We start from the raw sequence: 16,646 nt of genomic DNA, 5'->3' as shown, positions 1-16,646 counted from the left end.
TGAGCGCCTTTTGCGGTGCCGAGATATCCGTTCGACGGCGTCCACTCCCATGAATCACCGCGCCGATCGCGGGCGAGAGCCCGTCAACTCCCGGCCCTTGAGACCCAATCAGGCAATGAAAGAGACGATCACCGAACTGCTGCACGCCGCCGTCGCCGAGCTCAAGGGCTCGGGTGAACTGCCGGCCGACGTCGACCCTTCGATCAAGGTCGAACCGACCCGCGACAAGGCCCACGGCGACTACGCGAGCAACCTCGCGCTGATGCTGGCCAAGCCGGCCGGCGCCAAGCCACGCGACCTGGCCGAACGGCTCATCGCCGCGCTGCCAAAGAGCACCGCCGTCAGCCGCACCGAGATCGCCGGCCCCGGCTTCATCAACTTCTTCGCCGCCACTGACGCCATCGCCAGCGTCGTCAGCGACATCATCGACGCCGGCGACATCTTCGGGCGCAGCCTGATCGGCGCCGGTGAGAAGGTGCAGGTCGAATTCGTGTCGGCCAACCCGACCGGCCCGCTGCACGTCGGCCACGGTCGCGGCGCGGCCATCGGCGACTGCCTCTGCCGCCTGCTCGAGGCGACCGGCTTCGATGTCACCGCAGAGTTCTACTACAACGACGCCGGCGCGCAGATCAACAACCTCATGCGCTCGGTGAAGGCGCGCGCCCAGGGCCTGACGCCCGACGCCCCCGAGTGGCCGGAAAACGGCTACCGGGGCGACTACATCAAGGACGTCGCCCACGCCTATCTCGCCGGCGAGACGGTGACCGCCGACGACCGCGAAGTCACCGCCGAGGCGGACCCCGAGAACGATGCGGCGATTCGCGATTTCGCCGTCGCCTACCTGCGCCGTGAGCAGGACCTGGATCTCAAGGCTTTCGGGGTCGAGTTCGACGTCTACTTTCTCGAGTCCTCGCTCTACGCCGAGGGTCGCGTCGAGGAGACCGTGGCCGAGCTGATCAAGAAGGGCCATACCTACGAGGCAGACGGCGCGCTCTGGCTGCGCACGACCGACTTCGGGGACGACAAGGATCGCGTCATGCGCAAGACGGATGGCGACTACACCTATTTCGTGCCCGACGTCGCCTACCACTACAACAAGTGGCAGCGCGGCTTCACCACGGTGATCGACGAGCAGGGGGCGGATCACCACTCGACCGTCACCCGCGTGCGTGCAGGCCTGCAGGCGCTGGAGACCGGCATTCCCCAGGGCTGGCCGGACTACGTGCTGCACCAGATGGTGCTGGTCACCCGCTCCGGCGTGGAGATCAAGCTCTCCAAGCGGGCCGGCAGCTACGTCACCCTTCGCGACCTGATCGACGAAGTCGGCCGCGATGCCACGCGTTACTTCCTCGCCGCGCGGCGTGCCGATTCGCAGCTCACCTTCGACATCGACCTCGCGCGCGCGCAGACCAACGAAAATCCGGTCTACTACATCCAGTACGCCCACGCCCGCGTCTGCAGCGTGCTGCGCAAGGCCGAGAGCGAAGAACAGCCCTTCGACCACGCGGTGGCGATGGCCAACCTCTCGCGTCTCGACGCCGAGCAGGAAAAGGCGTTGATGAACCGCCTCGCCCGCTACCCGGAAACGGTGGAGCGCGCCGCCCGCGCCCGCGAAGTGCACCAGATCGCGCAGTACCTGACCGATCTGGCGAGCGACTTCCACACCTGTTACAACGCCCAGAAAGTCATGGTCGACGACGCCGAGTTGCGCAACGCGCGCTTGGCACTGGGTCTGGCGACTCGCCAGGTCATCAGCAATGGACTGTCGCTTCTCGGCGTCAGCGCCCCGGAGGAGATGTAATCGATGGCACGCCGCCCTGCTCAGAGCCAACGCCCGCCCCCAAAGGGGGCGACCACCAAGTCGCGCCAGCGCAGCAACGCCAAGCGCAACGACAGCGGGGGCGGTTTCGCCGGCATTCCGGGCTGGCTCTGGGCGATCGCCGGTCTGATCGGCGGTTTCTTCCTGTCGCAGTATCTCGACCGCTCCTCGCCGGAGCCGGTGGCAGCGGTGGTCCCCAGACCGACCGCCAGCCAGCCGGCGTCCAGCGAGTCGGATTCAGCGCGCACCGGTGACACCCCCGCTGCCGGGAGGGACGGCGAAACAGCGCCGTCGCAGCCGGCCACCCCAACCTTCGAGTTCTACACCCTGCTGCCGGAGACCGAGGTAATCGCCCCCGGCGGCGAGGACGTCTCCGAGCCCGCGCCGCCCCCTGAACCGGCAGCGGCGGCCGACGACGCTGCCAATCAGACCCAGCAGCCCAAGGCGACCGGGCGCTACATGCTGCAGGCGGCGTCGTTTCGCGAGATCGACGACGCCGAGCGCCTCGCCAATCGGCTGAAGGACTTCGGCCTGCTGGCCAAGATCACCGACGTGCGGGCCAACGGCAACCAGCTCTGGCACCGCGTGCAGGTCGGTCCTTACGAGGACACGCGCGAGCTCTCCCGCGCCCAGGACCTGATGATGACCCAGGGGATCGAACCGCTGATGATCCGGCTGCAGAACTGACATCGCGGCCGCAGGGCCGCCCAACCGGGCGGCCCTGCGGCCGCAGCGCGGCTCGCTGGCCTCTCGTCATCAGCGACTCACGCGCCTCTCTTGCCTGCGACGCTCTCCCTTTTCAGCGACGCTCTCCGACACCCCCTCAGTGACGCCGGCCGCTCTTTTTCGGGTAACGCCGCCCGCGACACCTCGAGCCAGCGCCGATTCGCCTAGCCGTTGTCATCCGCGCCTGTCGCTCAAGTTGGCTGATCTCGTGCCACATTTCGCCCGCGTGATCTCTCCTCAGCACACACTCTCTTCATCGTCTCACCGCAGACGGCGGCTTGATTTCCGATTCCGCGCCCGCATATGCCAATCATGTCGCATCGCGGCGCTCGCCGAGCCTGTCGCGATCGCACCCGTTTCTACAGTCGTCGTCGGTTTATGGACGACGAGTCATTGGGAGTGACTGCATGACCACTATCGTATCCGTGCGCCGCGGCGAGCAGGTCGCGCTGGCGGGAGACGGCCAGGTGTCCCTGGGCAACACGGTAATGAAAGGCAACGCCAGCAAGGTGCGCCGACTTCATCGCGGCCAGGTTCTGGCCGGCTTCGCAGGCGGCACCGCTGACGCTTTCACCCTGTTCGAACGTTTCGAAGCACAGCTCGAGAAGTATCAGGGCCACCTGACCAAGGCCGCCGTGGAGCTGGCCAAAGAGTGGCGCACCGACCGCGCCCTGCGCCGACTGGAAGCGATGCTGGCCGTCGCCGACAAGACAGCGTCGCTGATCATCACCGGTAACGGGGATGTCGTCGAACCCGAGCGCGGCATCATTGCCATCGGTTCCGGCGGCCACTTTGCCCAGGCGTCTGCCCGGGCGCTACTGGAGAACACCGAACTCGGCCCGCGCGAGATCACCGAGAAGTCCCTCAACATCGCCGCCGACATCTGTGTCTTCACCAATCACCAGATCACGCTCGAAGAGCTGTGACGAGAGCGAGAGCCATGTCTCAGGAAACCTCCAACGCCCAGCCGGCACTGCCGTCGAGCCAGACTCAGACTGCCATGACCCCGCGAGAGATCGTTCACTCGCTGGACCAGTACATCATCGGGCAGCACGACGCCAAGCGTGCCGTGGCAATCGCCCTGCGCAACCGCTGGCGTCGCATGCGCCTCGACGAGGAGCTGCGCGGCGAGATCGTGCCCAAGAACATTCTGATGATCGGCCCCACCGGCGTCGGCAAGACCGAAATCGCCCGCCGTCTGGCGAAGCTGGCCGGGGCGCCGTTCCTCAAGATCGAGGCGACCAAGTTCACCGAGGTCGGCTACGTCGGCCGTGACGTCGAATCCATCGTTCGCGACCTGATGGAGATGGCGATCAAGATGGTGCGCGAGCAGGCCAAGGCGGAAGTCCGCGTCAAGGCCGAGGATGCCGCCGAGGAGCGGATTCTCGATGCGCTGCTCCCCCGCCCTCGTGGCAGCGAGTACGACGCCGGCCGTGACGACTCCACCACGCGTCAGACCTTCCGCAAGAAGCTTCGCGAAGGTCAGCTCGATGACAAGGAGATCGACATCGAAGTGACGCCGGCGAGCCAGGGCATGGATATCGCGACCCCGCCGGGCATGGAGGAGATGACCAACCAGCTCCAGAGCATGTTTGCCAATATGGGCAAGCAGAAGGCCGAGAGCCGTCGCGTCACGGTCAAGGACGCCTGGAAGCTGCTGCAGGACGAGGAAGCCGCGAAGCTGGTCAACGAGGAAGAGATCAAGCAGCGCGCGCTGGAGTCTGTCGAGCAGAACGGCATCGTCTTCATCGACGAGATCGACAAGGTCGCCAAGCGCGGCGACTCCGGTGGCAGCGGCGGCGACGTCTCCCGCGAAGGCGTGCAGCGCGACCTGCTGCCGCTGATCGAGGGCTCCACCGTCTCCACCAAGCATGGCATGGTGCGCACCGATCACATCCTGTTCGTCGCCTCGGGGGCATTCCACCTCGCCAAGCCGTCGGATCTGATACCGGAACTGCAGGGCCGCCTGCCGATTCGCGTCGAGCTCACCGCGCTGTCGCCCAATGATTTCGAGCGCATCCTGACAGAGCCGTCGGCGGCACTGACCAAGCAGTACCAGGCGCTGCTGGCGACCGAAGGGCTCGACGTGCAGTTCACCCAGGACGGTATCTCGCGTATCGCCCAGATCGCCTGGCAGGTGAACGACGGCACCGAAAACATCGGCGCGCGGCGTCTGCATACCGTCATGGAGCGTCTGCTCGAGGAGGCGTCCTATCAGGGTGGCGACTTCGAGAGCCCATTGGTGATCGACGCTGACTACGTCAATTCGCAGCTCGGGGAGCTGGCAGTGGACGAGGATCTCTCGCGCTACATTCTCTAGGCGACTCTCTCTAGTCGCAAAGCGATGCTTATCGTCCCGATCGACAACAGCGGCTCCGGCCGCTGTTGTCTTTTGTCGCGCCACGGCAGGATCGATACTCTCGAACATTGCCCCTCCTTTACTGGCTCGATAGCAGGAGTCCGATATGAGCGCCCCCGTTCCCAACCGCGTTCACTACCACAAGCAGCAGCGAGCGCTGGAGCTCGGCTATCCCGATGGCGAGCGCTTCGAGCTACCGGTCGAGCTGCTGCGCGTCTACTCCCCTTCCGCCGAGGTTCGCGGTCATGGTCCCGGCGACGAGGTGCTGCAGACCGGCAAGCGTCATGTGGGCCTGCTGGATATCACGCAGGCTGGGCGTTACGCGCTGAAGCTCCACTTCGACGACGGCCACGACACCGGTCTCTACACCTGGGCGTATCTCTACGACATGGCGCGCCACCAGGAGGATTGGTGGGCAGACTATCTGGCGCGGGTCGAGCGTGCCGGCGCCTCCCGCGAGCCGAGCACCATCCAGATCCACCAGGTCTGACCGGCCCTGCCGCGGATGAGCGAGACGCCGCCGCCGGCCCGGCCTGCGAAGACAAGGTGACGGCCAGACGCTACAATGCGAGCTCGGTTCGCGTTCGCGAAACGACCGATCACACCGTCGACAGCGTCACCCGGGAGAGCAGCACATGGATAAGCGCACGACCGACTTCGGCTACGAACAGGTCGCAGTCGAGGAGAAGGAGGCCCGCGTGGCCGATGTCTTTCACTCGGTGGCTGCTCGCTACGACGTAATGAACGATCTGATGTCGTTTGGCATTCATCGGGTCTGGAAACAGATCACCCTCGAGCGCAGCGGCGTGCGCGCTGGCCACCGCGTGCTCGACATCGCCGGCGGCACGGGTGATCTGACCCGCCAGTTCGCCAAGCGAGTCGGCCCCAAGGGCCAGGTGATCCTCGCCGACATCAACGAGTCGATGCTGCGTGTCGGCCGTGACAAACTGGTCGACAACGGCGTCGGCGACAACGTGCGCTACGTTCAGGCCAACGCCGAGAGCCTGCCCTTCCCGGACAACAGCTTCCACTGCATCACCATCGCCTTCGGCCTGCGCAACGTCACCGACAAGAACGCTGCGCTCCGCTCGATGGCCCGCGTGCTGAAGCCCGGTGGACGCCTGCTGGTCCTCGAGTTCTCCAAACCGAACAACGCCTTACTGTCGAAAGCCTACGACGAATACTCCTTCCGCGTGCTGCCACGGGTCGGCCAGTACGTCGCCGGCGATGCCGACAGCTACCGCTATCTGGCCGAATCCATTCGCATGCACCCGGACCAGGAAACGCTCAAGGGCATGATGCAGGCGGCCGGTCTGGAGCGGGTGGAGTACACCAACATGACCGGTGGTATCGTCGCGCTTCACCGCGGCATCAAACTCTAGGGTGGCCGGCGTGCTGGATACTTTCGCTCTGGTCGCGCTCGAGCGCGCCCTCACTCGCCTGCTCGCGCGTGACCCCGCCACGCCGAAGCGGCTCGAGACGCTTGCCGGCAAGACGCTGCGCGTGGAGATCGAGTCTCCCGGGATCACACTGCGCGTCGCCTTTCACGAGACCGGTCTGACACTGATGCGGATTCGCGACTGGGAGGGCGAGGACGATCTTCGCATCACCCTCACCCAGCACGCGCTAGAGCGTCTCGCGGCCGGTGACTCGCTCGAGCGGCTGCTGTTCAGCGGCACGCTGCCTGTCGCGGGCGACACCGGTATGCTGCCCGCCATTCAAGCGCTCTTTCTGGATCTCGACCTGGACTGGGAAGGCGCGCTGGCCGGCGGCGTCGGCAACGACGGGGCCCACGCCGTGGCCCTGGCAGTCCGCAACCTGACCCGTCAGGCGCGCACCCTGGGCGACGCCTTCCAGCACGACGTTCGCGAGTATCTCTTCGAAGAGAGCCGCTGGCTGCCCGGTCAGGATCAGCTCGAGGTGGCCCGCGACCAGCTCGGTGAACTCAAGCAGCGCCTCGATCGCCTCGAGGCGCGGGCCAATCGGCTCGAGCGCGTGAGCGCCCGAGCCCCCCGAGCGCAGGAGCCGCGCCCATGAGCCTGCGCCTGTTCCGCATCGGCTGGACCGTGGTTCGCTACCGACTGGACAGTCTGGTTCCGCTCGAGCGCCTGCCGCGCAGCATCCGCTGGCTCTGGCGCTTCTCGCCGGTACGCCTGGTTCCTACCGGCAATCACTCCCGCGGGGAGCGGCTACGCGTCGCGCTGGAGTCGCTGGGTCCGATCTTCGTCAAGTTCGGTCAGATGCTCTCGACCCGGCGTGACCTGCTGCCACCCGACATCGCCGATGAGCTCAAGCGGCTGCAGGACCAGGTACCGCCGTTCCCCAGCGACATCGCCAAGGCGACGGTGGAGCGCGAGCTGGGCATGAGTGTCGAACAGGCTTTCGCCCACTTCGAGACGGAACCCATGGCGTCGGCCTCGATCGCGCAGGTGCACGCCGCCGAGCTCCATAGCGGCGAGCAGGTCGTGGTCAAGATCATTCGCCCCGGCATCGAGCGCACGATGCGCGAAGACATCGGGCTGCTCTACACCTTCGCGCGGCTGATGCGCCGCGTCCCCGAGGCACGTCGACTACGCCCGGTCGAGGTGGTTCAGGACTACGAAGCCACGCTTTTCGACGAACTGGACCTCAACAAGGAAGCGGCCAACACCTCCCAGCTCAAGCGCAATTTCAAGGACTCACCGCTGCTCTACGTGCCGAGCATCGACTGGTCGCTGACTCACCGCCAGGTGATGGCGCAGGAGCGAATCAACGGCATTCCCGTTGCGGATATCGAGGCGCTGCAGGCGCACGGCATCAATCTGAAAAAACTCGCCGAGCGTGGTGTGGAGATCTTCTTCACCCAGGTCTTTCGCGACAATTTCTTCCACGCCGACATGCACCCGGGCAACATCTTCGTCTCACGCAACGATCCGGAAAACCCGCAGTACATCGCCATCGACTGCGGCATCGTCGGCAGCCTCACGCGGGAGGATCAGGACTATCTGGCACGCAACCTGCTCGCTTTCTTCCGCCAGGATTATTACGAGGTAGCGGTGCTGCATATCGAGTCCGGCTGGGTCGGCGAGGGGACGCGAGCCAACGAGTTCGCCTCGGCGATTCGTGCCGTCTGCGAGCCCATTCTGGAAAAACCGCTCAAGGACATCTCCTTTGGCCAGGTTCTGCTGGGGCTCTTTCAGACGGCGCGGCGCTTCAACATGGAGGTGCAGCCACAGCTGGTGCTGCTGCAGAAGACGCTGCTCAACATCGAGGGGCTGGGTCGTCAGCTCTATCCGGACCTCGATCTCTGGAGTACCGCCCGCCCCTATCTCGAGACCTGGATGCGCGAGCGCGCCGGGCCGCAGGGCTTCTGGCGCTCACTCAAGAAACACGCCCCGGAACTCTCCCACCAGCTGCCGGAGCTGCCGGTACTGGCGCACCAGATGCTTGCCGGCCACGAGGAGCGCCAGCGTCAGCAGCGCCGCCAGAGCGAGGCGCTCGCCAGTCTGCAGTCGCGGGTGGAGAATGCCAGCGGCCGAGCCCGGCGGCTGAGGGTCGGCGCCGTGCTGCTGGCGCTGGCGCTCGCCTGGCGACCGCTTTTCGAGTGGGCTCAGCACCAGCCCTGGCCGATCCTCGTCGCCGCCGGGCTCGGCGTAGTGCTCCTCGCCTGGCGCTAAGTGTATGATAGCTCGCGACTGTGACAGGCCTCGGCGCACCGACCGCTTGCAACGACGACTCTCAAGCTACAGGAACCTTCGTCATGAGTGATACGCTCGAGCGACTGACTGACGTACTCGAATCCCGCCGCTCGGCCGACCCGGATAGCTCCTACGTGGCCGGGCTGCATCACCGCGGACTCAACAAGATTCTGGAAAAGGTGGGGGAAGAAGCGACCGAGACGCTGCTTGCCGCCAAGGACGTCAAGGCGGATGATGCCGAGAGTCGTCAGGCGCTGATCGGCGAAGTCGCCGACCTCTGGTTTCACAGTCTGGTCATGCTGTCGCATCTAGACATCGATCATCGCGAGATTCTCGACGAGCTGGCGCGCCGCTTCGGCGTCTCCGGGCTCGACGAGAAAGCGTCTCGCCAACAACCCTCTTAAGCCAAACATCGCGCGTCACGGCGCCAGTGCAAGGAGAACGTCATGCTGGGTGGTATCAGTATTTGGCAGCTACTTATCGTCCTCGGAATCATCATCCTGATCTTCGGCACCAAGAAGCTGCGCAACATCGGCGGCGACCTCGGCGGCGCGGTCAAGGGCTTCAAGAAAGCCATGGACGATGACGACGGTAAGGACAAGGCCGACACGACGGCTCAGGGCCGGATCGACCAATCCCGCCAGGAGCCGACGGACAGCCAGTTCGACGCGCACGACGACGTCAAATCGACGTCTGACGACAAGGCGGGGCGACAGTAAACCTCGATGTTCGATATCGGCTTCTTCGAGCTGCTGCTCATCGGCATTGTCGGCCTGCTGATCCTCGGCCCGGAGCGCCTGCCGGTCGCCGCGCGCACCGCCGGGCTCTGGATCGGCAAGATCCGGCGTAGCGTCTCCAACGTACAGCGCGAGATCTCGTCTCAGCTCGAGGCCGAGGAGCTGCGCCAGAAGGTCGCCGAACAGCAGACTAAACTCGACAACGGCGTCAATCAGGTGCGCCGTGGCGTCGAGAACACGTTCTCCTCTTCCAGCCAGCGCGGGGACTCGTCGCCGACGGCCACGTCGTCGTCGGAGGTCCCGTCGACTTCGAGCACCGCATCACCGGCTGCGGTGTCGACGAGCGAGTCACCGCCAGGTCATGACACCCGCGAGTCAGTCGACGACGGGGGGACCCATGCCGCCGATGCGCCCCCCTCGCCGATCCCCCAGCCCACCAGCGGCACTGACCGGCACGCGCCGGCTGCCGAATCGCCGACCGAGGACAAGGACCACCGTGACCGATGAGTGACGCATCCCGCCAGCCGGACGAAGAGCAGGCGCAGGCGCCGCTGATCGAACATCTGATCGAACTCCGTTCGCGTTTGATGAAAGCGGTGATCGTGGTCGTCGTGATCTTCGCCGGTCTCTACGCCTTTTCCAACGACATCTATCGTTTCGTCGCCGACCCACTGGTCGCTTTGCTGCCGCCGGGTTCGCAGATGATTGCCACCGAAGTGACGTCGCCGTTTCTGGCGCCGTTCAAACTGACCATGGTGGTGGCGGTCTTCGCCGCGATTCCGATGATTCTCTATCAAGCCTGGGCCTTTATCGCGCCGGGGCTCTACAAGCACGAGAAGGCCATCGCCTTCCCGCTGCTCGCTTCGAGTATCCTGCTGTTCTACGGCGGCGCGGCGTTCGCCTACTACGTCGTCTTTCCGCTGCTGTTCAGCTTCTTCGTCCATACCGGGCCGCAGGACGTGACGGTGATGACGGATATCAACGCCTATCTCAATTTCGTCCTCAAGCTGTTCTTCGCCTTCGGTGTCGCCTTCGAGATCCCGATCGCCACCTTCCTGGTGATCTGGACCGGCATCACCGACGTCAAGACCCTGGGCAAGAAGCGCCCCTACGTGATCCTGGTCTGTTTCATCATCGGCATGGTCCTGACCCCACCGGACGTCATTTCCCAAAGCCTGCTGGCCGTGCCGATGTGGCTTTTGTTCGAGGTCGGCATCTTCTTCGGCCGATTCGTCCGCCGACGTCCCGAGCTGCGGGAAGCCGACTGAACCCGGTCGCGGCGATCGCCGGGCCGGCTCTCGCTGCGACCATCCCACTCAGGCCCGTCGACGGCAGCGTTGCTATACTAGACCGTCACTGTCACCCAATTGTCATACCGCGCTGATAGCTTTGCCATCGGCGTTTCGGGCGCGCGCATACCGCCCCGTCGCTTCGTGGAGATTCTCATGCGTCATACCCTCGCCCGCCAGTATCCCGCCACTCGCCTGCGCCGCCTGCGCAAGAGCGACTTTTCACGCCGACTGGCGCGAGAGTCGGCACTGACGACGGACGACCTGATCCTGCCGGTCTTCGTGCTCGACGGTGAAAAGCGCCGCGAGTCCATCGCCTCGATGCCAGGAGTCGAGCGTCTCTCCATCGACGAGCTGCTGCGCGAGGCGGAAGAGATCAGCGAGCTGGGGATTCCGGCGATCGACCTTTTCCCGTATACCCCGGCGGAGAAGAAGACCGCCGACGGTGCCGAGGCGTGGAATCCGGACGGTGTGATTCAACGTGCGATCCGCGCGCTGCGCGAGCGTTTCCCAGAGCTCGGCATCATCACCGACGTTGCCCTCGACCCCTACACGACCCATGGGCAAGACGGCATACCGGACGAGAACGGCTACCTCGTCAACGATCGCACCATCGAGGCGTTGATCAAGCAGGCCCTCTCGCATGCCGACGCGGGGGCGCACGTCATCTCGCCCTCGGACATGATGGATGGTCGCATCGGCGAGATTCGCCGCACCTTCGAGCGAGAGGGGCTTCACGAGACCCAGATCATGGCGTACTCGGCCAAGTATGCGTCGAAATATTACGGCCCGTTTCGTGACGCCATCGGCTCCAGCGGCAATCTCGGCAAGTCGGACAAGTTCAGCTATCAGATGGACCCGGCCAACACCGACGAGGCGCTGCACGAGACCGCCCTCGACATCCAGGAGGGCGCCGACATGGTGATGGTGAAACCGGGAATGCCCTATCTCGACGTCGTGCAGCGGGTCAAGGAGTCCTTCGGGGTGCCCACCTTTGCCTACCAGGTGAGCGGCGAGTACGCGATGCACATGGCCGCCTTCGAGAAAGGCTGGCTCGACGCCGACAGCGTCATTCTCGAATCCCTGACCTGTTTCAAGCGCGCCGGCGCGGACGGCATTCTGACCTACTTCGCCAAACGCGCGGCCCAGTTACTCAACGACTAAGCCTGCGGGCGTGGCCGCTCGCGAGGCAGGAGACGCTTGCATGATCGATTCGGACGCGCCCCAAAAGTCTTCCTCCTCCTCGTCGGCCGAGCAGGCCGGCGAGGATCGCAGCGACGCCGAGACGATGGAGACGCTCGAGGAGAGCACCCAGCCGCTGCGCGTTAACCGCACCCGCAAGGGGATTCACGCCAAGGCGCCCCCCTCTCCACACGCCGACCCCAGCGATCCCTCGCTCTACTTCAATCGTGAGCTATCGCACCTGCAGTTCAACATCCGGGTGCTCGAGCAGGCACTGGATGCCTCTCACCCGCTGCTCGACCGGCTGATGTTCCTGCTGATCTTCTCGTCGAACCTCGACGAGTTCTTCGAGATCCGCGTGGCGGGTCTGAAGCGCCAGCTCGCGCTCGGCCACGACGAGGGCGGTGTCGACGGTCTGGGGCCCGCGCGCGTGCTCAACGCGATCTCACGCATCTCCCACGAGCAGGTCGAACGCCAGTATCGCGTTCTCAATGACACGCTCGTGCCGGCACTGGAGGAGTACCGGATTCGGTTTCGACGCCGTGCCCAGTGGACGCCGGACCAAGCTGCCTGGGTTGCCGAGTACTTCGCCGCGGAGATCGCGCCGGTCATCAGCCCGATCGGCCTCGATCCATCACATCCGTTCCCGCGACTGGTGAACAAGAGCCTCAACTTCATCGTCGAACTCGACGGAGTCGATGCCTTCGGGCGCGACGGCGGCATGGCGATACTGCCCGCGCCACGCTCCCTGCCGCGTCTGATTCGGCTCCCCGACTGGCTCAGCGATGAGGGATTCACTGACTATGTGTTTCTCTCCTCGATGATCCACGCCCATGCCCACGAGGTATTCCCGGGCATGGAGGTGGAGGGCTGCTATCAGTTCCGGCTCACCCGGAACGCCGACCTGTCCGTCGACCCGGAAGAGGTGTCGGATCTCGCCTCGGCGCTGCGCGGCGAATTGCTGGCTCGACGCTACGGCAGCGGCGTGCGACTCGAAGTGGCCGACAACTGCCCCGATCATCTGATCGACTTTCTGCGACGTCAGTTCGAACTTGGCGAGGAGGATCTTTACCGCGTCAACGGGCCGGTCAACCTGACCCGCATGATGGCAGTGCTCGGCGACGTCGATCGTCCCGAGATGCGCTATCGTCGCTTCTTCCCGGGCCTGCCCAAATCACTCCGTGGCGAGGTCGATATGTTCAGCGTCATCGCCAGTGGCGATCTCCTGCTGCACCATCCGTTTCAATCCTTTGCGCCGGTGGAAGAGCTGGTCCGCCAGGCGGCACGGGACTCGGACGTGATGGCGATCAAACAGACCCTCTACCGCACCGGCGCCGATTCCGCGCTGGTGGGCGCGCTGGTCGAGGCCGCTCGTGCCGGCAAGGAGGTCACGGTGGTCATCGAACTGCGCGCGCGTTTCGATGAAGCGGACAACCTCGCACTGGCGTCGCGCCTTCAGGAAGCCGGCGCGATCGTGATCTATGGCGTGATGGCCTACAAGACCCACGCCAAGCTCATACATATCGTGCGCCGCGAGGGGGGTACGCTGCGCCACTACGCCCACCTCGGTACCGGCAACTATCACGCCAAGACCGCCAAGCTCTACACCGACTACAGCCTGATGACCGCCAATGAAACGCTGTGCGAAGACGTTCATCGTGTCTTTCAGCAGCTGTCGGGCATGGGCAAACCGCGCAAGATCAACACGCTGCTCCACGCGCCCTTCACGCTGCACGAAAGGCTAGTGGCGATGATCGACCGCGAGACGAAACTCGCCGAGGAAGGCAAGAAGGCGCGCCTGATCATCAAGTGCAACGCCATTACCGAACCCAAGCTGATCCGTGCGCTCTATCGCGCGTCACAAGCGGGCGTGCGCTGCGACCTGATCATTCGCGGGATGTGCTGCCTGCGCCCCGGCGTGCCGGGCATTTCGGACAACATCCACGTGCGCTCGATCATCGGACGGTTTCTGGAGCACACGCGCGTCTACTACTTCCACAATGCCGGGGACCACGAGGTATGGTGCTCCAGCGCCGATGCGATGGAGCGCAACATGTTCCATCGCATCGAGACCTGCTTTCCGCTGCTCGACAGGAAGATCGCCCAACAGGTGCGCAAGGATCTCGATACCTATCTGCTCGACAACTGCCAGAGCTGGGTGCTCGATGCCGATGGGCTCTATCATTTGCAGGAGAGCGGCGACGCCGAGCCGATCAGCGCTCAGGAGACGCTGCTCTACGCCTACGCCAGTCAGGCCTGACAAAGACTCGACAACAGCTCAACGACAACGGGCGCCGCTGATGCGGCGCCCGTTGCGTTTCATATCGGCGTGATGCGAGGTTCGCTCAGAGTCCGATCTCGCCGCCGTCTTCTTTCTGGATGACCACCGTCGAGGCCCGCGGGCGTACCTGCCCACTCGTCTGTCGTGTCGCATCCTGAGTCAGCTCGTCGCCGTTGGCAGGCCAGTTGCCGGGATGCTGGATGTTGATGAACAGCGACGTCTTGTCCGGCGTGGCGAAGATGCCGGTGACTTCACAGCCGTTCGGCCCGACCGCAAAGCGCTTCAGATACTGCTGATCGGCACTGTCGATCACGGCGCGATCGCCATCGGCCAGCGACACTGCCCCCGGCACCACCGCAAGCACCTGGTCATTGGTGTACTCGGCCACGTCGTTACCGCTGTTGTCGGTCTCGATCCAGAGAATGCCCCGGCCGTCGCCTCGATCGTCGTACCACAGGCCGTCCGGACTCGCGAACTGATTGAGTTCGGTGAGTCCGGAGAAGTTGTCCGTGGCGCTGGCAGCGGCCCCGAAGACGAAGACCTCCCACTCGAAGGTCGTCTCGGCGGGCGTTGGCTCCCGCCAGCGGATGATCTGACCGCTCTCATTATTGGCACGCGGATTAGCCGCATTGGTCGGCGCGGTGGCATAGCCAACACCCAGCGCATCGATGTCGTCACCACTGGTGAAGGTCGCTTGTGTACCTTCCGGAGTACGGTCGCTGTTATTGGTCAGGGTCATGTAGACCTCGCCGCTCACCGGATCGACGGTTCCCCACTCGGGACGGTCCATCGGCGTCGCGCCCATCAGGTCGGCCGCATCCGCCGTGTGGATGATGACGCCCGCCAGATCGTCGTCCGCCAGCTGCAGCGCCTGTGACAGACGACGGCCATCCTGTGTGGTGGCCTCCGGCGTCAGCGGCAGCCACTCCCCTGTACCATCAGCGTCGAAGCGTGCCGCATAGAGCGTCCCTTCGTCGAGGTACTTGTCGCCGATCGCCAGGCGGTCGTAGTCGCTGCCGATTCGACTCGCATCGGCGGGGTCCCACAGCTCGCGGGAGACGAACTTGTAAATGTACTCATTGCGCGAGTCGTGCCCCGAGTAGAAGACGACAGGCTCGCCCTCGATCAGCTTGCCCGGCCAACAGCCCTCGTGGCGGAAGCGCCCCAGATGGGTGCGTTTGACGGCTCGCGCCTGCGTGTAGGGGTCGATCTCGACGATATAGCCGTAGGTACGCGGCTCGTTACGGTAGTCGTCGGCGGCCGAGGCACCGCGCGGCGTGGCGTCGAAGCGGGCGAACTCGCCATCGACCTCGTCGGCGCTACCCGCGGCGGTCTCCCAGCCGTAGCGACCGCGACCGGTCTCGATCCCCAGACGATCGTCGTCCGCTTCACGCCCCGTGTTCTTGATGAAGACCGAGGGCCAGTTCTCTTCACAGGTAAGGTAGGTGCCCCAGGGCGTATAGCCGTTGGCGCAGTTGTTGTTGGTGCCGCGGGTTTGTGTACCGTCTCTCGAATAGGCGGTAATCACGTAGTCGGTGCCGGCGACGGGACCGGCGAGCGTCATCGGCGTTGCCGTGGTAAAGCGACGGTTGTAGGGCGAGTCGGCGACGTGACGCCAGCTACCGTCGTCTCCTTTCTGAACCCGAACCACCGTGACGCCGTGAGCGTTGACCTCGGTACGGACTTCGTCGGCCGGACGGTTGCCTTCGTCGGCGTTGGTCGGACCACCCTGGGGCGCCCAGAGTGCATCTTGATCGATGTATTCGTTGTTGAGCGCCAGCAGGAAATCCCGCGAGGCGGATGATTCACTCAGCGCGAAATTGTGCATGCCGTCGTGATGCATGCCGAGGCTTGCGGCCTGCTGCTCGGGGGTCATGCGCAGGTCCGAACGCCAGTCGCGGGCGCTGGCGTTGAGCGGCGTTCCCCACGGAACGAGTACCTGGGCGGTATAGCCTTCCGGCACGACGATGGCGTCGGTGCGCGAGCCGGCAATGGACTCGAACGCCAGCGCCAAGGGCGTTTTTTCCGGTGCTGTGTCGTTGTCGCGATCGACGTCGTCATCGCCATCGCTGTCGCTGCACCCCGCCAGGCCGAATCCACTCAGTAGCCCCATCGCCGCCAGCCCGGCGCCCCCTCGCATGATGCTCCGGCGTGAAACGTGTCGCTCCAGCACCGAGGAGAACGGTTCGTTGCAGCTCGGGTTCAGCAGGCGATGATCTTCGATCTCTTTGCTCATGGTTCCTCGCTCATCCTGTCGTCAGCGGTCTTTTGGCCAGCGGGCGGGGCGCGTTGGGTCAGTCCCGAACGTCTTCACCCGCTGGCCCCGGCATTCGCCATCAACGCCCAGGTGCCCAGAGCCGGCATATCCCGTGCCGTCTCCCCCTTCGCGCTGCATTGCCCTGCGGCGAACGTGGCAACGGTAGACGCCATCGGTGACAGGATGGTGACCGAAGGGGAGCGCTCGCTCTCACCATCATCAAAATGTCATGAAGTCGTCATTAAGATGCCCAGCCATGCCGACGAGAGCACGGTGTTCCTCACCGGCAACGACACCTTTACGCTCGCTTGATTAGGCC

At 64.7% G+C, this 16,646-nt stretch carries 16 protein-coding genes; 15 read left to right on the top strand and 1 reads right to left on the bottom strand.

The genetic code is table 11. From position 1 onward, the window contains the following. The first annotated feature begins 115 nt into the window (after positions 1-115). The 14 genes from argS (at position 116) to ppk1 (ending at position 14,049) form a co-directional block, all read left to right on the top strand. Entirely contained in the window at positions 116-1,801 is a 1,686-nt protein-coding gene (gene argS / locus DOM41_RS07915) for an arginine--tRNA ligase (protein WP_110686280.1), read from the top strand. Between the two features lie 3 nt (positions 1,802-1,804). Next, the gene (locus DOM41_RS07910) at positions 1,805-2,506 is read left to right on the top strand and encodes an SPOR domain-containing protein (protein ID WP_110686279.1); all 702 of its coding nucleotides are present in this window, start codon (positions 1,805-1,807) and stop codon (positions 2,504-2,506) included. A 446-nt stretch (positions 2,507-2,952) separates the two neighbouring features. After that, the gene (hslV, locus tag DOM41_RS07905; protein WP_110686278.1) at positions 2,953-3,471 is read left to right on the top strand and encodes an ATP-dependent protease subunit HslV; all 519 of its coding nucleotides are present in this window, start codon (positions 2,953-2,955) and stop codon (positions 3,469-3,471) included. 14 nt (positions 3,472-3,485) lie between these two features. After that, the gene (hslU, locus tag DOM41_RS07900; protein WP_280951217.1) at positions 3,486-4,865 is read left to right on the top strand and encodes an ATP-dependent protease ATPase subunit HslU; all 1,380 of its coding nucleotides are present in this window, start codon (positions 3,486-3,488) and stop codon (positions 4,863-4,865) included. 145 nt (positions 4,866-5,010) lie between these two features. Continuing rightward, positions 5,011-5,394: a gamma-butyrobetaine hydroxylase family protein gene (locus DOM41_RS07895; RefSeq protein WP_110686277.1), complete on the top strand. Its 384-nt coding sequence runs from the start codon at positions 5,011-5,013 to the stop codon at positions 5,392-5,394. A gap of 145 nt (positions 5,395-5,539) precedes the next feature. After that, positions 5,540-6,286 (top strand): bifunctional demethylmenaquinone methyltransferase/2-methoxy-6-polyprenyl-1,4-benzoquinol methylase UbiE, encoded by a 747-nt coding sequence (gene ubiE / locus DOM41_RS07890; protein WP_110686276.1) that lies wholly within the window; start codon positions 5,540-5,542, stop codon positions 6,284-6,286. Between the two features lie 10 nt (positions 6,287-6,296). Then, a complete protein-coding gene (locus DOM41_RS07885) occupies positions 6,297-6,941 on the top strand; it encodes a ubiquinone biosynthesis accessory factor UbiJ (protein WP_157956883.1) in 645 nt (214 codons plus the stop codon). Next, positions 6,938-8,560, top strand: coding sequence for a ubiquinone biosynthesis regulatory protein kinase UbiB (gene ubiB / locus DOM41_RS07880; protein WP_110686274.1), 1,623 nt, complete (start codon positions 6,938-6,940; stop codon positions 8,558-8,560). The genes DOM41_RS07885 and ubiB overlap by 4 nt, the downstream gene beginning before the upstream one ends. 83 nt (positions 8,561-8,643) lie before the next feature. Next, positions 8,644-8,985 (top strand): phosphoribosyl-ATP diphosphatase, encoded by a 342-nt coding sequence (locus tag DOM41_RS07875; RefSeq protein ID WP_110686273.1) that lies wholly within the window; start codon positions 8,644-8,646, stop codon positions 8,983-8,985. Positions 8,986-9,027: 42 nt separating this feature from the next. After that, the gene (gene tatA, locus DOM41_RS07870; RefSeq protein ID WP_110686272.1) at positions 9,028-9,300 is read left to right on the top strand and encodes a Sec-independent protein translocase subunit TatA; all 273 of its coding nucleotides are present in this window, start codon (positions 9,028-9,030) and stop codon (positions 9,298-9,300) included. A 6-nt stretch (positions 9,301-9,306) separates the two neighbouring features. Continuing rightward, positions 9,307-9,825, top strand: a complete 519-nt coding sequence (tatB, locus tag DOM41_RS07865) for a Sec-independent protein translocase protein TatB (RefSeq protein WP_110686271.1) — start codon at positions 9,307-9,309, stop codon at positions 9,823-9,825. Next, a complete protein-coding gene (gene tatC / locus DOM41_RS07860) occupies positions 9,822-10,586 on the top strand; it encodes a twin-arginine translocase subunit TatC (protein WP_110686270.1) in 765 nt (254 codons plus the stop codon). Before tatB ends, tatC begins: the two co-directional genes overlap by 4 nt. A gap of 177 nt (positions 10,587-10,763) precedes the next feature. Beyond that, positions 10,764-11,771 (top strand): porphobilinogen synthase, encoded by a 1,008-nt coding sequence (gene hemB / locus DOM41_RS07855; RefSeq protein WP_110686269.1) that lies wholly within the window; start codon positions 10,764-10,766, stop codon positions 11,769-11,771. Between the two features lie 124 nt (positions 11,772-11,895). Continuing rightward, positions 11,896-14,049 (top strand): polyphosphate kinase 1, encoded by a 2,154-nt coding sequence (ppk1, locus tag DOM41_RS07850; protein WP_110686655.1) that lies wholly within the window; start codon positions 11,896-11,898, stop codon positions 14,047-14,049. An 85-nt stretch (positions 14,050-14,134) separates the two neighbouring features. Here ppk1 and DOM41_RS07845 read toward each other — a convergent pair whose 3' ends face one another. After that, positions 14,135-16,306, bottom strand: a complete 2,172-nt coding sequence (locus DOM41_RS07845; protein ID WP_110686268.1) for a PhoX family protein — start codon at positions 16,304-16,306, stop codon at positions 14,135-14,137. Here DOM41_RS07845 and DOM41_RS17475 point away from each other — a divergent pair. Further along, positions 16,283-16,639: a hypothetical protein gene (locus tag DOM41_RS17475; RefSeq protein ID WP_157956882.1), complete on the top strand. Its 357-nt coding sequence runs from the start codon at positions 16,283-16,285 to the stop codon at positions 16,637-16,639. The genes DOM41_RS07845 and DOM41_RS17475 overlap by 24 nt on opposite strands. The last annotated feature ends 7 nt before the right edge of the window (positions 16,640-16,646 follow it).

Source organism: Salinicola aestuarinus (assembly GCF_003206645.1).
GTDB classification, from domain to species: Bacteria; Pseudomonadota; Gammaproteobacteria; order Pseudomonadales; family Halomonadaceae; genus Salinicola; species Salinicola aestuarinus.
This window is presented reverse-complemented; position numbering and strand designations above follow the sequence as displayed.